At 54.4% G+C, this 16,365-nt stretch carries 19 protein-coding genes and 1 tRNA gene; 10 read left to right on the top strand and 10 right to left on the bottom strand.

Annotated features, from left to right (window positions below):
• Positions 1-49: 49 nt before the first annotated feature.
• The 9 genes from ATHL_RS03745 to ATHL_RS03705 all read left to right on the top strand — a co-directional run bounded on the left by ATHL_RS03745 (position 50) and on the right by ATHL_RS03705 (position 7,553).
• A complete protein-coding gene (locus ATHL_RS03745; protein WP_062189944.1) occupies positions 50-403 on the top strand; it encodes a hypothetical protein in 354 nt (117 codons plus the stop codon).
• 34 nt (positions 404-437) lie between these two features.
• Positions 438-2,129 carry a hypothetical protein gene (locus ATHL_RS03740; protein WP_062189943.1) on the top strand — a complete coding sequence of 564 codons (1,692 nt, stop codon included), beginning with the start codon at positions 438-440 and terminating at the stop codon, positions 2,127-2,129.
• A gap of 6 nt (positions 2,130-2,135) precedes the next feature.
• A complete protein-coding gene (locus ATHL_RS03735) occupies positions 2,136-3,521 on the top strand; it encodes a radical SAM/SPASM domain-containing protein (RefSeq protein ID WP_062189940.1) in 1,386 nt (461 codons plus the stop codon).
• Positions 3,522-3,534: 13 nt separating this feature from the next.
• On the top strand, positions 3,535-4,707 hold the full coding sequence (locus ATHL_RS03730) for a radical SAM protein (RefSeq protein ID WP_062189938.1): 1,173 nt from the start codon (positions 3,535-3,537) through the stop codon (positions 4,705-4,707).
• The gene (locus ATHL_RS03725; protein ID WP_062189937.1) at positions 4,704-5,456 is read left to right on the top strand and encodes a class I SAM-dependent methyltransferase; all 753 of its coding nucleotides are present in this window, start codon (positions 4,704-4,706) and stop codon (positions 5,454-5,456) included. Before ATHL_RS03730 ends, ATHL_RS03725 begins: the two co-directional genes overlap by 4 nt.
• 82 nt (positions 5,457-5,538) lie before the next feature.
• Positions 5,539-5,946 carry a bacteriohemerythrin gene (locus ATHL_RS03720; RefSeq protein WP_062189935.1) on the top strand — a complete coding sequence of 136 codons (408 nt, stop codon included), beginning with the start codon at positions 5,539-5,541 and terminating at the stop codon, positions 5,944-5,946.
• Positions 5,947-6,003: 57 nt separating this feature from the next.
• Positions 6,004-6,078 (top strand) — tRNA-Pro (locus tag ATHL_RS03715).
• A 68-nt stretch (positions 6,079-6,146) separates the two neighbouring features.
• A complete protein-coding gene (locus ATHL_RS03710) occupies positions 6,147-7,088 on the top strand; it encodes a tyrosine-type recombinase/integrase (RefSeq protein ID WP_062189932.1) in 942 nt (313 codons plus the stop codon).
• A 93-nt stretch (positions 7,089-7,181) separates the two neighbouring features.
• On the top strand, positions 7,182-7,553 hold the full coding sequence (locus ATHL_RS03705) for a hypothetical protein (protein ID WP_062189930.1): 372 nt from the start codon (positions 7,182-7,184) through the stop codon (positions 7,551-7,553).
• Between the two features lie 80 nt (positions 7,554-7,633).
• On the opposite strand, the gene ATHL_RS03700 is transcribed toward ATHL_RS03705, so the two are convergent.
• The 9 genes from ATHL_RS03700 to ATHL_RS18745 all read right to left on the bottom strand — a co-directional run bounded on the left by ATHL_RS03700 (position 7,634) and on the right by ATHL_RS18745 (position 12,781).
• The gene (locus ATHL_RS03700) at positions 7,634-8,035 is read right to left on the bottom strand and encodes a terminase small subunit (RefSeq protein ID WP_084001149.1); all 402 of its coding nucleotides are present in this window, start codon (positions 8,033-8,035) and stop codon (positions 7,634-7,636) included.
• Positions 7,974-8,255 (bottom strand): hypothetical protein, encoded by a 282-nt coding sequence (locus tag ATHL_RS03695; protein WP_062189926.1) that lies wholly within the window; start codon positions 8,253-8,255, stop codon positions 7,974-7,976. The genes ATHL_RS03700 and ATHL_RS03695 overlap by 62 nt, the downstream gene beginning before the upstream one ends.
• A complete protein-coding gene (locus ATHL_RS03690; RefSeq protein ID WP_062189924.1) occupies positions 8,252-9,025 on the bottom strand; it encodes a hypothetical protein in 774 nt (257 codons plus the stop codon). The genes ATHL_RS03695 and ATHL_RS03690 overlap by 4 nt, the downstream gene beginning before the upstream one ends.
• 82 nt (positions 9,026-9,107) lie before the next feature.
• Positions 9,108-9,332: a hypothetical protein gene (locus ATHL_RS03685; RefSeq protein ID WP_062189922.1), complete on the bottom strand. Its 225-nt coding sequence runs from the start codon at positions 9,330-9,332 to the stop codon at positions 9,108-9,110.
• Complete coding sequence (locus ATHL_RS03680) at positions 9,322-9,642, bottom strand: hypothetical protein (RefSeq protein WP_062189920.1); 321 nt, start codon at positions 9,640-9,642, stop codon at positions 9,322-9,324. The genes ATHL_RS03685 and ATHL_RS03680 overlap by 11 nt, the downstream gene beginning before the upstream one ends.
• Positions 9,635-10,669 (bottom strand): CHC2 zinc finger domain-containing protein, encoded by a 1,035-nt coding sequence (locus ATHL_RS03675; protein ID WP_062189918.1) that lies wholly within the window; start codon positions 10,667-10,669, stop codon positions 9,635-9,637. The genes ATHL_RS03680 and ATHL_RS03675 overlap by 8 nt, the downstream gene beginning before the upstream one ends.
• Positions 10,670-10,808: 139 nt before the next feature.
• Positions 10,809-12,194: a DNA primase family protein gene (locus tag ATHL_RS03670; RefSeq protein WP_062189916.1), complete on the bottom strand. Its 1,386-nt coding sequence runs from the start codon at positions 12,192-12,194 to the stop codon at positions 10,809-10,811.
• Position 12,195: 1 nt separating this feature from the next.
• Positions 12,196-12,603, bottom strand: a complete 408-nt coding sequence (locus tag ATHL_RS03665) for a hypothetical protein (RefSeq protein WP_062189914.1) — start codon at positions 12,601-12,603, stop codon at positions 12,196-12,198.
• Positions 12,581-12,781, bottom strand: coding sequence for a hypothetical protein (locus ATHL_RS18745; protein ID WP_162787564.1), 201 nt, complete (start codon positions 12,779-12,781; stop codon positions 12,581-12,583). Before ATHL_RS18745 ends, ATHL_RS03665 begins: the two co-directional genes overlap by 23 nt.
• Positions 12,782-12,891: 110 nt before the next feature.
• Between ATHL_RS18745 and ATHL_RS03660 the strand changes: the two genes are divergently transcribed.
• The gene (locus ATHL_RS03660) at positions 12,892-13,500 is read left to right on the top strand and encodes a helix-turn-helix domain-containing protein (RefSeq protein WP_062189912.1); all 609 of its coding nucleotides are present in this window, start codon (positions 12,892-12,894) and stop codon (positions 13,498-13,500) included.
• Between the two features lie 363 nt (positions 13,501-13,863).
• On the opposite strand, the gene ATHL_RS03655 is transcribed toward ATHL_RS03660, so the two are convergent.
• Positions 13,864-16,224, bottom strand: a complete 2,361-nt coding sequence (locus ATHL_RS03655; protein WP_062189910.1) for a methyl-accepting chemotaxis protein — start codon at positions 16,222-16,224, stop codon at positions 13,864-13,866.
• Positions 16,225-16,365 lie beyond the last annotated feature (141 nt).

The raw sequence follows: 16,365 nt of genomic DNA, 5'->3' as shown, positions 1-16,365 counted from the left end.
CACTCCCTATTTGATGATGCTACACTATCTTCAAACGTGGAGGTCAGGGATGAAAACGATCGGTTATATTGTGGCAGCGATCCTTATTTTCTTCGGGGTTTTATTCATCTGGGGGGCGTTTGGCTCAACCCCGCAACCCGGCTGGATTGTCGTCGGTGTGCTCAGCGCCGGCATTGGACTCACAATCCTTTACCTGATATCTCGAAAAGCCAAAGCTGAGGCCGGCACTCAGGTGACATTGAAAATCGACCTCCCCGGCAATGTGGGAATGGACACGATCAAATGCAAATCCTGCGGGGGCACTCTGACCGCTGAGAACATCAAGGTGGTGAATGGGGCACCCATGGTGACCTGCCCTTACTGCCATACAGTTTATCAACTGACCGAAGACCCAAAGTGGTAAAGGGCCGCACGGGATAAAAACACCGGGAGGGAAAATGTTGTTAAAACGCATCTGGCTTTTTTTAGCCACCTTACTCATCCTGTTTTCTGTCACCACTCCAGCTTCGGCTCAGAACCTGAGCTTTCAGGTCGAGCGTGAAGAAGTCACCCTCCTCATTGAAGCCGATGGATCGGCAACGGTCTCTTACCTGTATGTGTTTGTGAATGATCCATCAGGGGCGCCAATTGATTACATCGATATCGGCCTTCCGACCTACAGTTACAGCCTCAACAATGTCACCGCTGATATCAATGGGCAACCGGTATCCAGCATCGAGGAATCCCCCTATGTTAAACCCGGCGTTGCGATTGGGTTGGGCTCACGTGCCATTCCACCGGGTGGCCAGGGCACTTTCAGGATAACCATCTCAGGTATCCAGAAGATGCTCTATAAAACCAACAAAGTAGAAAACGCTCCCGAACCGTACGCAAGCTTCCAGTTTTCCCCAAACTCCTTTGGAAGTGAGTTCGTGCACGGAAAAACAGACGTAACCGTCTCTCTTATTCTGCCTCCTGGTTTAAACGCTGATGAACCTCGCTGGTTCACTCCCCAATCCTGGCCGGGTACTGAAGAACCCACCTCGGGTTTCACCCAGGAAGGACGGATCTTCTACCGCTGGCAGGCCAATAACGCGGACACCGAGACGCAGTACATCTTTGGAGCCGCCTTCCCACAACGTGCCGTACCCGCAGCCGCACTGGTGACCGAACCAATCGTGACGAAGGATGTCTGGGATAGCCTGTGTCCAGCTCTGTTCTGCCTTGGTTTCTTCGGCTTTATGGGGTTAGTCATCTGGGCCTCCGTTGTCTCCAACCGCAAGCGAAAGCTCCAGTACCTTCCACCAAAAATATCTCTCGAAGGCAACGGAATTAAGCGAGGCCTAACCGCTGTCGAGGCTGCCATCTTAATGGAACAGCCGATGGATAAAATCCTCAGCATGATTCTCTTTTCAGTGATCAAGAAGGGAGCCGCCACGGTCATCAGCCGTGACCCTCTGAAATTGCAAATCCACGAACTCCCTGCGGAAGTCGAGTTAAGATCTTACGAAAAGGACTTCCTCACCGCCATGGCTGAGGAATCTCCGCGGGAAAGACGTCAGAAATTACAGGACATGATGATCGCTTTAGTACGCTCGGTTTCTGAAAAAATGCGTGGCTTCAGCCGGAAGGAAACCGTTGACTATTATAAAGACATCATGCAAAAAGCCTGGGAACAGGTAGAGGCCGCCGACACGCCCGAAGTACGCATGCAGCGTTTTGACGAAAATATGGACTGGACGATGCTCGACCGCCGTTTCGACGATCGCTCACGCGAAGTGCTCAGCCGTGGGCCTGTCGTCGTCCCCATGTGGTGGGGAAGGTACGATCCGGGTTTCGGTCGTTCCACCGGAAGTTCCCCTGTAAGCCGTGCGCCCGCCCAGGTCGGACAGGCACCCGCGTCTTCCTCGATGCCTACCCTCCCCGGAGCAGATTTTGCCGCCTCGATCGTCGGCGGCGTGCAGAGCTTCTCTGCAGGGGTCATTGGAGACCTCACCAGTTTCACAGGAAATATCACCAATAAGACCAACCCTGTTCCTCAAACTACTTCTTCCACCTGGAAAGGCGGAGGTGGTGGGGGTGGGCGTTCCTGTGCCTGCGCCTGTGCCTGTGCAGGCTGTGCCTGCGCGTGCGCCGGTGGTGGCCGATAAACCAGCATGATAGGAAAACTGTCTCATATCTCCTCCCGCTTAACGCGCTGGCTTTCTCCTCATCCGGCCATATTACCGCCAGCCAGTGGGGTGTATCACTTCAAAAGGGATACACCTGCCGGCAAGGCTCGCATCCATTTACGTATTGAACCTGATGGGCGTGGTTTGCTCCTGGTGAACGCCAGCCGCGCCTACCAGCTCAACCCTACAGCCGCTCGTATGGCGTACCTGGCGCTGAAAAAAGTTCCCCTTCAGCAGGCATTGAAAACCTTACAGAACTGGTATCATGCGCCGCGCCAGACTCTGACGGAAGATTACACCCAGATCTCCACCCGGATCGATCTCCTCACAGAACCAGGCGAGCATTGCCCCCTCTGTGAACTCGATCTGGAAACCACCATGCCCTTCCAGTCCGCGCCTTTCGCGCCCTACCGTATGGACCTGGCATTGACTTACCGTTGCAATAATGAATGTGCTCACTGCTACAATGCCCGGCCCCGCCAATTCCCTGAATTGAGCACCACAGAATGGAAGCGCATTCTGGATCTCCTCTGGCAGATCGGCATTCCCCACATCGTTTTTACCGGGGGTGAACCAACTCTACGCGCCGACCTGCCTGAACTCATTGCCCATGCCGAACAAAATGGGCAAATCACCGGCGTCAACACCAATGGACGCCGATTGAAAGACCCTGCCTTTGTTCACGCCCTGGTTCAAGCCGGACTTGACCACATCCAGATCACCCTGGAAAGCCACGACCCACAGATCCATGACGCCATGGTCTGCGCCCGTGGAGCCTGGGAGGAGACGGTTCAGGGAATTCGCAACGCACTGGCCTCTCCGCTTTATGTCATGACCAACACCACCCTGCTTACCCACAACAGTCCTACCCTGAATCAAACGCTCTCCTTCCTGGCCGAACTGGGGGTTCCTACCATCGGGTTAAATGCCCTGATTTACTCTGGAAAGGGAGCCGCTGTGGGTACCGGCCTTTCGGAAGCCAGCCTTCCCGCACTGCTTCAAACCGCCAGAGCAAGGGTGGCCCAAACCGGTCAGCGCCTCATCTGGTATACCCCCACCCGGTATTGTGAATTCGATCCAGTTTTGCTCGATCTGGGGGTGAAAGGATGCACGGCTGCTCTTTATGCAATGTGCATCGAACCCGATGGCGCAGTTCTGCCCTGCCAGTCTTATTATCAGCCTCTGGGGTATCTTCCCAACGATCCCTGGGAGGGCATCTGGAATCACCCGCTTGCGGTCAGCCTGAGAGAACGGCGTAATCTCCCGGCTGCCTGCCAGGAATGCAGTATTCTTGAGATGTGTGGGGGTGGATGTCCTCTTTCTCGTTCGTCCATCCCTGTTTCACAACCAGCCTCTTTGAGATTCAGCTGATCTGCGAGGTTCTATGAACGCCTTTCGCACCCTTGTCGAACGCTTTTTCCCGCCTCACCGGCCCCTTCCTTCCGGGGTATATACCTACACCGCCCCCCCTGATGCTGAGTTTCCTTACCGGCTGCACCTTCGCATCGAGCCCGATGGCTGGGGCGTACTCATCCTCAATGGGAGTACGGTCATCCATCTCAATCAAACCGCCGCAGAGTATATCTACCATCTCATTTACAACACTCCGCCTGAACAGGTCGCCGCACAGGTCGCCAGACGGTATAACATTCAAGAAACCCGGGCTCTGGCTGATTACCAGAATCTGGTTGAACGCCTGCGGGCCCTGATCGAAGTGCCCGATCTCGATCCGGTAACCTATCTGGACTTCGACCGTGAGGAACCCTACTCAGGCGCCATCTCCGCCCCATACCGCCTGGATTGTGCCCTCACCTATCGCCTCCCCGACTCTGGTTACCAGCAATATGTACCGGTAGATCGAGTCAAAGACGAACTTCCCCACTCAGACTGGCAAGTCATTCTGCAAAAGGCCTGGGATGCCGGAATTCCTCACGTGGTTTTCACAGGCGGAGAGCCAACCCTGCGCCCCGATTTACCCGATCTGGTTGGTTTTGCAAGTAAGCTTGGCATGGTCACCGGAGTCATCACCAATGGCCTGCGCTTTGCCGAACGCGACTACCTCCATCGAATGCTGCAGGCCGGCCTGGACCACATGATGCTTATTCTTGATCCTGTGGATGAAGCCTCATGGGAAGCCCTGCGCGACTGCCTGGCTGAAGACCTTGCCATTGCAGTCCACCTGACCCTTACCTCGCGGGATGAGCCTCGGTTTGCATCCATCGTAGACCGGCTGGCCTCGATGGGGGTTCAAAAAGTTTCGCTCAGCGCAGGTTCAAGAGAACTGCTGGATTTGCTCCCCACGGCAAGGCAGATCATTGCAGAACGAGGCCTAACCCTGGTTTGGGATTTACCCGTCCCCTATTCGCGATTCAATCCTGTTTCGCTGGAGCTCGCTCAGACCAATGGCGAAATCCCTCATGGTGCAGGAAAAGCCTGGATCTATGTGGAACCAGATGGAGATGTATTGTTGAGTCAGGGGGTACCCGGGGTGCTCGGCAACCTCCTGCGCGACTCCTGGGAAATGATCTGGAAAAACGTTCGGCAGAGGGAGGAATGATCTCTCTTCCAGACTGGCACCGGCGATACACCCAACAGGCCGGCTGGACACAATCTCTGAGAAACTACCTGTACAACCTATGCAACCTGGCTGAGGCCCGCTCAGTATTAGAAGTGGGCTGTGGTACAGGGGTCATTCTTCAAGACCTTCTCGCCTATGCGAAACCCACCCGGCTTGTGGGCGTTGACATCGAGGTAACCAAAGCCCGCTTTGCTTCCCGGTTTTCTCCGCAGGCACATCTTGTTACGGCAGACGCAAACGCTCTACCCTTCGACACGGGCATCTTCGATGTTACCCTTTGCCACTTTTTCTTGATGTGGGTAGATGCACCCGCCGCCCTAATGGAAATGAAACGGGTAACCGCTCCCGGCGGAATCCTCCTTGCACTGGCCGAGCCCGATTATGGCGGGCGCATCGATTACCCCGACGCTCTGGCCGAACTGGGTCAATGGCAGGCCCGGGCGTTACAGGAACAGGGAGCCGACCCATTAATGGGTAGAAAACTCCGCGCCCTGTTTTCCGAGGCGGGACTACAAGCCATTCAAAGCGGGGTCATCGGGGGGCAGTGGCAGGATTCCCCTGCCAGGGAGGAACTTGACCTCGAGTGGTGCGTTCTTCGCTCCGATTTACAGCATCGGGTCAATGGTCAGCACCTTAATTTTTTGGAAGAGCTAGACCGCCAGGCCTGGAAGAAAGGCACCCGCGTTCTTTTCGTTCCCACCTTCTACGCGATGGGGATCGTCCCCTGACCTTTTACCCTTTTTTTATGGCAAACGCTCATCCTCTACGGTACAGTGGGTGAAATTTTTAACACTGACTTGGAGTTTACGCATGAGCCTGCTTCAATGGGAAGATCGCTTTTCAGTAGGAATGGATCGCTTTGACCGTCAACATCACGTCCTGGTGGATTTAATCAACGAGCTCCACGAATCCATGCGTGAAGGGAAAGGACAACAAGAACTCGGGAGCATTCTGGAAAAACTGATCCAGTATACCCGCGTCCACTTTGCAAGCGAGGAAGAATGGATGGTGCAATACCAGTACCCCGGGTACGCTCGGCATCAGGCCTCTCATGAAAGCCTGACGCGACAAGTACTTGAATTTCAACGTCAGTACCAGGACGGGACAATCGGCCTGAGCGTGCAGATGATTCACTTTCTTAAAGAATGGCTGGTGAACCATATCCTTGGTGAGGATAAAGCTTACGCCGGTTTCTTCCAGGCAGGAAGATCGAAATAAACCGACCCAAAAAGGTTGCGATTTCTTGCGATCATGAGTATAATAGCCATCGATGTTCGGGGCGTGGCGCAGCCCGGCTAGCGCGCTTGCATGGGGTGCAAGAGGTCGAAGGTTCAAATCCTTTCGCCCCGACCTAAGATAACTTGCTCTCCTGAATCATCAGGACAATGAGGCCTGTGGTAGGCAACTGGAGATTATCCATGACTACCTCAGGCCTCTTGCTTTCACAGGCCGTTCATGGCTTCCTCATGGCTCGCCGGGCGGATGGATACAGTCCGCAAACCCTCAACCAGTATCAATGGGCATTGGACATGCTCATCCGCTTTTCCGATATGCCGCTTCAACAGGTCACCACCGATGACCTGCGGCGTTTTCTGGCCGCCGTTCAGGAAAACCCGCGCCTTTCCCCAACTTCTGTGTTTCATGTCTGGAAAGCCATCCGTGCGCTTTTCAAATGGACGTCCTCCGAAGGATTATCCGACAGACCGGATAAAGCCCTCACCAAACCGCGCTTTGCCTACCGTGAGATACTGCCGCTTTCGGAAGATGAAGTAAAGGCTCTGCTCAAAGCCGTTGAACGCACCACCCCATCTCAGGGAAAGCGCAAGTCCTTCACCATGCCGCGTGCAACAGCGCACAGAGACCGCGCTATTATCATGCTTCTGCTGGATACAGGCATCCGCGCCTCTGAATTGTGCCGGCTGACCGTGAAAGACATCGACCTTAATAATGGCACAATCACCGTAAGACCTCACCTTTCCGGCGTAAAATCGCGCCCCCGCGTTATTCCGATTGGCAACGCCACCCAAAAAGCGCTGTGGCTTTATCTGGCCAGGCGCAACGAAAACGACGGCGCATTGTTCTTCACCCGCGAAGGCAGACCGTTTGACCGCGTTTCGCTGCGTCATCTGTTAGTGCGATTGGGTGACCGCGCCGGCGTTCAGAACGTCCATCCCCACCGCTTCCGGCACACCTTCGCCATTCAGTATCTGCGTAACGGCGGCGATGTATTCACGCTTCAGCGCATTCTCGGCCATTCCACCTTGAAAATGGTAGAGCACTATCTGGCTCTTGCCGATACTGACACCCGGGCCGCCCACCGTAAGGCCAGCCCGGTAGATAACCTGTGGAAGAAAGGATGAGAATATATTTTTCACGCGCAAATCAGCCCTGTTGACAAATTACGTCAATGAAAAAACCAGAATCCATTTTTTTCACCCAAAAGGAGGTTTCCCATGTCTAAATCCAACGGCAAAACCCAACCCACCCCGGACACCACACACAAGCCAGACCGCTTCGAGATGGTTACGGCCAGCCTGACGCCTGAGTTCCTGGGCGTCCAGCCCGAATTTGTCGAGGTGTTACTGGAAGAGGCCCAAAGCCTGATTGCCAGGCAAGTACCTGTTTCACTCAAAGAGTTCTTTGAAGATTTCGCCTGGATTTACTATGTCCTCTATGAGTCGGCTAAGGGCAGCACAACTCTTTACGATACCATCGCGGACTTCACCGAATGTGTAGGTCGGCTGACGATTCACATTTGGAAACATGGCGGAGAGTTTGGCAATTCTGCGGTTACCGCCGAAAGCCCCTATAAAACCGCCGATTAGCCGCCACAGGTCATTTATCACCCCATCCTGAAATCGCGGCTCTACGTGCGCCTGGAAGGGCATTCTGCACCGATTTCGGTTCAATCGCCGTGCGGCGGCTCACCCTGGCTGGATACCTGCTCCAGCTTCCGCTCCAGCTCCGCCAGGCGCGTTTCCAGCTCAACCGCACTTCGCAGACGCAGGAGGTTGTCTAAAATCATTTTAGCCGCCTGAAGCCGTGCGGCAGGAAGGCGGCGGTCGGAGACAATCTCGTCGAGTGCATCCGCCGCCGCCCCCTGCATACCCAGCAGTCGCCGCATGACTTCACCCATCATCAGGGCTTCCGCTTCCGCAAGGGCAGATTGCACCTGTGGCAGGCGCAACCAGCGGTAGGCGGTCTTCTCACCCACCCCGGCCTGGCGCGCTGCTTCCCGTGCGCTCTTACTGGTCAGCAGGGCCTGAATAAAGCGCTTTTGCCTTGCGGTTAGGTCGTTTGCGGTCATTTTCACCCATGTTCAGATATGAACGCAATTTCCAGCAGTCAAAGGGAATTTTGCCGGTAAGCAATTGCACCAGATAGCCAAACGTCACCAGCGCCGCCGTGATTTCCTCATCCGTTGCGCCTTCCAGCGCCAGCCGGAAGCGGGCCCTGTCGAAGTCGCGCCGCACTTCCGGCGGCAGGCCGGCTATCAGGTCAGCCAGTGGCAAAGCAGTATAGTTCATTGTCCTAATCCCTGTGGCGGAGTTTCGTTCACCCGCCCGTCAGGGTGAAGCCAGACTACTTCACCGTCAAATCCAGTGAATGGCAATCCACTTTGTGGGTCAGAAGCAAGGGCCGTTTCAGCCTGAGAAAGCGAAACCTCCACCCGATAAGCACCCGAATTGTGGCGGCCCAGGCGGTCACGGAGTTTCAATTCTTGCTCGGACATTTTTCCGCGTTCCCAGAGTTCGATTTCGGCCAGCGCGCCCTGCAAGGCAATTTCAAAATCTCTGCCAGTGTACCGTTCTGACAGCAGCAGCGGCAAATTTCGCCGCAAGACGTAAGCATCCCGCCGGTCACCCGAAGCGGCCAAAACCTCAGCCACAGAACGCCCGGCATCCAACGCCCGTTGCAGCAACGGCCAGCGCATTGAAAGGTAAGTCTGAAAATTGTCGCCAGCCGCTTCATCTTCAAACTCCCGCAGCCGGTCAGCAATGTCGGCTTTCTCCCTTGCCAGCTTTTTGGTCAAGTTCGCCCGAATGGCATTTAGCCCATTTTCCGCCTCCTGGCGCAACATTTCAAACATGGCAACCTTGACCTCCGGTTGAAAACCCCCGTTTGCGATTTCTCGCCGCGCTTTCACAATCGCCGCCGAAAATCGAGCAAGCGCCTCATGCGCCCGTTCCGGTTCGGTCTGGTAGGTGAGGCGCTCAAGTTCGGCTACCAGGCTTTTTGGAAAATACGCCTTCGCATACCGGAGAGCATCATCGTTCGACATTTTTTGCGTAAACATACCATATAGTCCTTTCTATTCGAATTATAGAGCAAGTGTTCTATTTTGAGGCGGTTTTATGACCGCTATCAGTCGCCAGCCCTCAATGGCGGTTCGCCTCCGCAAACGGCGCAATCCGCGCCAACAATTCCAGCGCCCCCAGCGTGTCGAGCCCATCAACAGCGGCGCACAACAAAATCGTTTGACGTGCCACCCACCGGCGCTGCTTTGGCGGCAAGGCCATGAATGCCAGCAAGAAAGGGTCTTCCACAGCGAACGGGTCGCGCACCTCAGCCAGGCGAAAGACGAAATCGGTTTCAGTCCTCATCGTCACCTCCAATCGAGCCAAACCAGCTTTCGAAATCACTCAGCCGCGTCAACACCAAATCATTATCGTGCCGTTGTCCACTCTCATGAAGAATGACAATCGGCAATTGCCCCTCAACCGCCGCAGCCACAGCCTGGTCGATGGCATCCGCCAGCCATCGCGGCAGGCGCTTCCTGTGCTTGACCTCAATGCTAAGCCATGTGTGGGCAACGTCCGGCGCTGAACCACGCGCACGGCCCGTTATCGGTACACGCTTCCCGCCCAGCCTTCGGGCGATTGCTCTTTCCGTTGCTTTCCAGGTGCTATTCATGATGATTCCTCCAGCCTTCCAGCGTCCATCCGAAGCACCGAACACCGGTTAGTCGGGTGACGAAGCTGTGTAACAGGTCAGCCTGAAGCAGCTTGTTCGCGTCCCACTTTTCGCCGTCCACCTGTGGCGATTGCACCGGCACGCCCCGCACAAGTCGGGCCACTTCCGCCGCACGTTCGCGGTCGTCAAACCAGCACAAAATCCGGCGGTATCGGGCCGCAAGGCGCGAAAGGGTTTGCTTCATTGCCTCGCTTAGGCTCTGGCTGCCCGTGCTAATCAGGTCGAGCTCCGGCAGCACCTGCGCCAGCGATAGCAGGTTCAATTCACCTTCTACAATCATCAACCGGTCGAAGCCACCCAGGCACTCCGGTAGGCAGTAAAACCCGCTCTGACTTCCCCGCTCCATCGCATATCTCAAACCACCCGGCAGGTCGTCACAAAACCGGTATTTGATTCCCCGGACGTCCAACCTGGAATTGAAGTAAGGAATGCTCACCGCTGGCCGCTCCCGCTTCAATTTCGGGTCGTAAACCATCCGCGCCCCCAGCATCGCCCTTTGACGGGTCGGCTCGATGATACCCCTCCGGTCAAGGTAGGACCGCACCTCTGCCGCCAGCGGCGAATTACCGTCCAGTTCGTTTGCGGCCTGGTAAGCCAAACGGGTCATCCGTTCAATCGTCTGCGGCTCAGGCTGTGGCTGCGGCTCTGGCTGCGGCTCTGGCTGCTCCCGTTCATGCCGCAAGGGTGAGGATACCTCGCCGCCCAGTTCGCGAATGGCCTCTTTGAAGTCCACCCGATTGCGCCGCCGGGCGTAATCGATAGCGTCCCCGTATTTGCCGTCCGTGCAATGGCGGCAAAGCCATCTCCAGCCGTCAGCGGTTCGCTTGATGACAAAGCGGTCAGTTCCGCCGCAGAACGGACACGGGCCGGCCCACCAGCCCGTTCCAACCCGCTCCAAGCGAGTGTCCCGCTCCACAAGGGAGAGAAGGTCGGTCGTCCGCCTGATTGTTTCACTGATACGCTCCATTTTTTTTTCTCACTTTCCGCAAGGTGTGACGGGTTGTTACGGGTTAGGGCCACTTTTAGGTTTTTTTCTATTAATTCGCAGTTAATAGGGAAAAACCTAAAACCCCCCCTTAAGTCGTCACAACCCGTCACAAAACCCGTCATAAGCCAATTCCTACAAAAAACTTGCCATTGCGCCGCACTTCCCGCTTGAAGCCGTGCGCTTCAATCAGTGGACTAAACGCCGTCAAAGAGATAGGCTTCATCCCACTTGTGGCGCAAAACTGCATGTATTCCTGATACAGCGCACTTGCCTTGACTTCCAGGCCGGCCCCCACTTTGCAGGTCACCAGAAAGTCAGCCAGTGGGTCATTGTCCGTCCGCCAGGCCGCCGCTGCGTCAATGCACCGTTGCGGCGGGTTCAATCCTTCCCGCTGGTAGGCCAGGCAGCCTTTTACTGCCCAGGCGAGAATACCTGGCAGTTCAGAACGCAACTTCTCACCCAGCCGCTTATCTTCCGCTGCGCCTTCAAACTTTGCCTCGAACGGTATCAGAATGACCTTGCGCCAAAACCCGTCAGTTACATCATCCACTTTGGGCCTGTTATTCGCCGCCAGCCAGATTTTGAATTGTGGCCGATAGGTTCGGGTCTTTTCATGCTTGCGGCTACCGGTTATCGGGTCTTCCCCCGCCAGCGTTTTCAAAACATCTTCTGCTAGTTTCCCTATCGTTTTACTTTCGGATGAAGCCACCAGCCGCGCCCCTTCAAGGTTCATCAGGTCGTCTTCATGCCCGTTTTTGCCTCGCTCGCGGGTGAAGGTACTGAACGCCGTATACTTGCCAAAACCGCCCAGCAAGGAAAGGACGGTTTCAATAAAGCGGCTTTTTCCGTTGCGCCCTGTCCCGTGCAAGAAGAAGAAACATTGTTCACGGGTCAGCGCCGTCAACGAGTAGCCCACCGCCCGCTGAATGAAGGCGATTAGGTCTTGGTCGCCTGAAAATACCTCGTCAAGGAATTGCACCCAGCGCGGCGCGCTTGCCTGCGGGTCGTAAGTTATGCCGGCTTGTTTCGTAAAGAGATAGTCCGGGTCATGCGGTTTTAGGCTGCCATCCGCCAGGTCAACTACTCCATTAGCCACCGGTAGTAGCATACCGTTCCTGTCCCACTCATCCGCACCTGTGGCAATGCCCGGCTGCCCGGCAAGGAAGAACAGAACGCCGGTAATTGTCCTCGCCCGATAGGACGCTTCAAGCAGTTTCGTCAATCGCTGCTTTTCGCTTTTATCGGTCGTTGCGGCGATTTCCCGTAAGTAGTGCTCTTCCGCCGCCACGACCACCAATTCAGCCGCCTGGTTGACGCTGACAGGCTGCCAAATACCGTTAGAATACATCATCCAGCTGCGGGTATGCTCTGCGTACCGAAGTCGGCCTCGCAGTTCATCAGCAACCGCAACGGCGATAGCATATTCCCCGCCTGTCGGTTCAGGCCGGGCCGGAGATTGCGCTGCGGCAGTGGCTTGTTTTAGCAAATCTTCCAGGTCGGCCATTTCACACCTCGAATAACGAAGGCTGCCGGGCATCCACAACTTCGACCCGCCAAAACTTCAAGGGCAAAGCAACCTGCTCGCCAAAACCACGATTGAAGCAAAAACCGCAAAGTTCAAATGCCCGAATGCCCGTAACAAAAACCCGTCCAGTTTCGGTATCTTCAATTTCAACCACTTGCGCCCCGTCCGCCATTGCCTTGCGGAGTATGTCCGCATCCACCGCCCAGGCCGGCGGCTGGCGTAACTGATGGACGGACGCCCGCACCCGTTTTCGTAAAACCGTCCCGCAAAGACTTGCAACAAGCTTCCCGTCGGAGCTATAATAGGTCTGACGGACGCTTTGCCTTGCGCCGTTGCCTTGCCCCGCCGTGCCAGCGGCGGGCTTTCTATTGTCTTGTATTCCGGTCATGGTTTCCCCCCATTGTTTGAATTTTTGCCCACTCGCTGGTCAGCAGCAGACGAATCACCTCCGAGCGTCCAATTCTGTAATGCGCGGCTAGCCCGTGTAGAGCTTCGATATCCAACTGGCGCAGTCGAAACGCCACAGGCTTGGATTGGGTAACAAATCGTTTGTGGGAACGTAACATATTATCTCCGCTTTTTGTGGTATCATCCTAGATGATACGAAGTATTCAGAAATATTAGCGAAAATAAAAGCGAAAATACGCGAATAAAGCGAAAATAAACGAGGGTTACTATGCCAAAAAACTACGACACCAAAGTACACGACTACGCCCGTGAGAAGTACAGACTTGGTTATTCCGCCGCCGAAACTGTCCGGCAGATGGAAAGAGATACCCGCCTTGCGGATTTCGACTTACCCACCAGGCGCACCGTTGAGCATTGGTTTGCCAAATTCAGTAAGGAAGAAACCACTGATGAATGGTCGCCAGAAGAAACCCCACCAGAGGACGCCCGAATTATCCTGGCGCACTGGAAGCGCTCCGTTGAATGGGCTGTACAAAACGGTTTTTCCAGACCCATCATTAGCAAGGTATTAGCCGCGCGGCTGGTTTGGGTACACAAAGTCGCGCCAGATATACCGTTGGCTTTAGCCTGGATTTTGGCAAATACCTACTTTGATACCCCCGATAAAACCTATTGGCATTTACTTTTAGCCACAAAAGCATGGCAGAGCAAGGAAGCAAATGATGAGTTTTACCACCTCGCGAAAGCCCTCTTCGGGCCGCCAATAGGTGACCTGATGGTAGAAAGTCCTGAGGATTACCACCGCCGGTATCCGCTGGGGGCAACGGCATTTTACTTGTTCAGCCAGTCAAGGGAGCACCCCTCCACCCAATCCTGACGCTTTTTCATGGCAACCTTAAAAATTCTTGACTTCTGCTTGCGGCTTTCTATAATAAGCGTAGTACTCTTGCTTTCCTGATTTTATGCGCCTACCACAGGTATCTTGCATACCTGAAAACCGATAGCAAGAAGCCGGAGGTTCGTTTGTCCCGGTTGATGCATGGGGTGCAAGAGGTCGAAGGTTCAAATCCTTTCGCCCCGACACAGAGGCCCTTTATGTGCAGTGTCTCAGCACACAAGGGGTCTTTTTTATTTCCTGTCCCTGCCAGTGGCAAACCTCTCTTGCATGAATCACGGGAGAGAACAGAGCAAATTGATCACGCCCTGTTCTCTCCCGTAGCGTTCTTTCGGGTGGCCTGTTTTACTCGATGGTAAATCTGGCTACCACTTTTTGTAACTCATCGGCCATTTGCGAAAGGTTCTTAGCGGAGTTGGTTACTTCTTCAATTTGAGCGTTCATCTCCTCGGTAGACGCGCTCACTTCCTGAACGGCAGCGCTGTTTTCCTCACTGATACTGGCAATACTCTCCATAGAGCGGGTAATTTCACCCGTTCCAGCAGATACTTCTTCCGTCGCAGCCGTGTTTTCCTCCACAACTGCCGCAACCGTTTCGGTCGCACTGACCAGATCACGAATGGCCTGTTTCATTTCTTCTACTGCGTTCGAAGCCAGGGTTGCCTGACGGTAAACTTCTTCTGATTTGTTGAGTATATTTTCCAGTGCCAGCCCCGCCTCATTGGCGCGGCTCACGCCACTTTCTACCTCATGGGCACCTTCATCCATCGAATTGACCGCTTCACTGGCTGCAACCTGAATTCCCCTTACCAGTTCTCCAATCTCGCGGGTTGCAGTGGCAGAACGCTCAGCGAGTTTACGCACCTCATCCGCAACCACCGCGAATCCCTTCCCCTGTTCACCTGCCCGGGCCGCTTCAATAGCCGCATTTAATGCCAGCAAATTGGTCTGCGAAGCGATGTCTGCAATGGTTTCAACAATCACCCCGATTTGCTCGGAACGTTTTCCCATTTCTTTGACTTTTTCCGCCGATTGCCCCACCTTGGATTGTATCGCCCGCATTCCTTCAATCGTCTGGTTAACCGTTGTGGCTCCTTCCCGGGCTGAAAGGGAAGCCTCAGCTGAGTTACGGGCCACCGCCTCCGCGTTTCCGGATACCTGTTCGATCGTCTGGTTGATCAACGCACCAATCTCAGAAACTCGATTGACTGCCATATTCTGTTCCTGAGCCCCCCGGGCAATACCATCGATGGCTTTTGCCATCTGATCGACGGAAAAGGCCGTACGGGTTACAGACTCGGTCTGCTCAGCAGTTCCCCGAGCCACCTGCGAAATAACCACTGCGATCTGGTTTGTGGCTTCACGCGCCTGATCGGCGGCAACAGCGAGTTGATTCGAAGCCTCATTCACCTGACGGGAATTCACTGCCACACTTTCAACCGCTGCCCTCAGGTGGGTAATCATTTGCTGGAAGGCCTTTCCTAATTGATCTTTCTCTCCTCGCACAGAAAATGCCACCCGCAGATCCCCACCTGCAATCCGGCCGGCAGCGGCAACCACCTCATTGAAATATTCCACCAGCTCTTGAAATGCCCTGCCAACCAGACCCAATTCATCGCTCCGCCTGATAATTTCAGCCAAGGCTCGTGAATCCACACTGGAAAGCTGAGGGTCTCCACTGGCCAGATCTTCCGCCGCTCGGGTAACCCACTGCAAAGGTTTGGTCATCGATTGGGCGATCAGGAAAGCCAGCACTGCCCCGACGACCAGTACTACCCCCGAAACCACCACGGCCGACCCAATCATCTGTTTCGCTGCCCCTTCGACACGGGCTGTAGAAAGGTATACCGAAATTACCCCGTCAACATTTTCACCTGAAAGACGGGTGGGAGCCGTAACCCTCAAATACCCCTTCCCTTTGTAAAATTGCTCTTTCCCACTTTGCAAAGCCTCCTCCACCTCGCTTTGCCATGTCTGGTCAGTGGCATCTTCGAGGTTTATCTCTCCACCGGAGGCAAAAATCGGGGTATCGGCGTTTGAACTTTTTACAACAATTGCCATGACCTCGTGTTCATTCTTCACCATCTCATCCATGAGTTGTTTGAGGTTCCGGTCGCGGTCAAGCTCTTCAAAATAGGCGGCCTCGTACCCCACCTGCACAATCCGGGGCTGATCCACCCCCGAAACACCCACATATTTATAGGGTTTGCCGTCCAACTCACGCAGCATAGCATCCTGAATGACCACTCCGTTTTCCTCTTTGAGGAGCTGGTAAAACACATACGCCTGCGGTTGTTCTTTGGGATCCGGCGAAAACTTAAAGGGCACATCAAAATTACTGAAAACCACCACGCCTTGTTCATCCGTGATCCAAAACTCTTCAAGATCAGACTTTGCAGTAATTTCCTGGAGAATTTTATTGGTCTGAGCGGGTGTGTACTGAAGCTCCTGGGCCAGTTTGATTAATTGAGCCGCTATTTGAGCCTGCGCTACCATCTGTTGACCAACCAGATGGTCTACTTTTTTGGGAATACTGGCCGCATAGCGTGAAGCCGAAGCAAGATTAGAAGCAATAACCCTCCCATTCTCTTTCATCTGGTCGTAGAAAGCATTTTGTGAATTCACCGTTAGCCATGAAGCTGTTAATCCTACCGTTACCGTTAATAGAATGATCACAAAGAGGATAAGCCTGGTTTTGAATTTCATTCTTTTCTCCCAAGGTAAAAAATGTACTTTCAAGCCAGAGGGAGTCTACCGATTCCGTGGAAGAGAAGGAATAAAATAGCCATTAACAATCCAGAAAAATGGGCTAAAAACGCCCCAATCTGCCGGAATACAAAGGCTGGC

It is taken from the genome of Anaerolinea thermolimosa, from assembly GCF_001050195.2.
Taxonomy (GTDB): domain Bacteria; phylum Chloroflexota; class Anaerolineae; order Anaerolineales; family Anaerolineaceae; genus Anaerolinea; species Anaerolinea thermolimosa.
This window is presented reverse-complemented; position numbering and strand designations above follow the sequence as displayed.

What these genes read in the sequence shown, in the direction of transcription:
- ATHL_RS03745 (WP_062189944.1), top strand. Translation starts at nt 50, where the DNA reads ATGAAAACGATCGGTTATATTGTGGCAGCGATCCTTATTTTCTTCGGG.
- ATHL_RS03740 (WP_062189943.1), top strand. Translation starts at nt 438, where the DNA reads ATGTTGTTAAAACGCATCTGGCTTTTTTTAGCCACCTTACTCATCCTG.
- ATHL_RS03735 (WP_062189940.1), top strand. Translation starts at nt 2,136, where the DNA reads ATGATAGGAAAACTGTCTCATATCTCCTCCCGCTTAACGCGCTGGCTT.
- ATHL_RS03730 (WP_062189938.1), top strand. Translation starts at nt 3,535, where the DNA reads ATGAACGCCTTTCGCACCCTTGTCGAACGCTTTTTCCCGCCTCACCGG.
- ATHL_RS03725 (WP_062189937.1), top strand. Translation starts at nt 4,704, where the DNA reads ATGATCTCTCTTCCAGACTGGCACCGGCGATACACCCAACAGGCCGGC.
- ATHL_RS03720 (WP_062189935.1), top strand. Translation starts at nt 5,539, where the DNA reads ATGAGCCTGCTTCAATGGGAAGATCGCTTTTCAGTAGGAATGGATCGC.
- ATHL_RS03710 (WP_062189932.1), top strand. Translation starts at nt 6,147, where the DNA reads ATGACTACCTCAGGCCTCTTGCTTTCACAGGCCGTTCATGGCTTCCTC.
- ATHL_RS03705 (WP_062189930.1), top strand. Translation starts at nt 7,182, where the DNA reads ATGTCTAAATCCAACGGCAAAACCCAACCCACCCCGGACACCACACAC.
- ATHL_RS03700 (WP_084001149.1), bottom strand. Translation starts at nt 8,035, where the DNA reads ATGACCGCAAACGACCTAACCGCAAGGCAAAAGCGCTTTATTCAGGCC.
- ATHL_RS03695 (WP_062189926.1), bottom strand. Translation starts at nt 8,255, where the DNA reads ATGAACTATACTGCTTTGCCACTGGCTGACCTGATAGCCGGCCTGCCG.
- ATHL_RS03690 (WP_062189924.1), bottom strand. Translation starts at nt 9,025, where the DNA reads ATGTTTACGCAAAAAATGTCGAACGATGATGCTCTCCGGTATGCGAAG.
- ATHL_RS03685 (WP_062189922.1), bottom strand. Translation starts at nt 9,332, where the DNA reads ATGAGGACTGAAACCGATTTCGTCTTTCGCCTGGCTGAGGTGCGCGAC.
- ATHL_RS03680 (WP_062189920.1), bottom strand. Translation starts at nt 9,642, where the DNA reads ATGAATAGCACCTGGAAAGCAACGGAAAGAGCAATCGCCCGAAGGCTG.
- ATHL_RS03675 (WP_062189918.1), bottom strand. Translation starts at nt 10,669, where the DNA reads ATGGAGCGTATCAGTGAAACAATCAGGCGGACGACCGACCTTCTCTCC.
- ATHL_RS03670 (WP_062189916.1), bottom strand. Translation starts at nt 12,194, where the DNA reads ATGGCCGACCTGGAAGATTTGCTAAAACAAGCCACTGCCGCAGCGCAA.
- ATHL_RS03665 (WP_062189914.1), bottom strand. Translation starts at nt 12,603, where the DNA reads ATGACCGGAATACAAGACAATAGAAAGCCCGCCGCTGGCACGGCGGGG.
- ATHL_RS18745 (WP_162787564.1), bottom strand. Translation starts at nt 12,781, where the DNA reads ATGTTACGTTCCCACAAACGATTTGTTACCCAATCCAAGCCTGTGGCG.
- ATHL_RS03660 (WP_062189912.1), top strand. Translation starts at nt 12,892, where the DNA reads ATGCCAAAAAACTACGACACCAAAGTACACGACTACGCCCGTGAGAAG.
- ATHL_RS03655 (WP_062189910.1), bottom strand. Translation starts at nt 16,224, where the DNA reads ATGAAATTCAAAACCAGGCTTATCCTCTTTGTGATCATTCTATTAACG.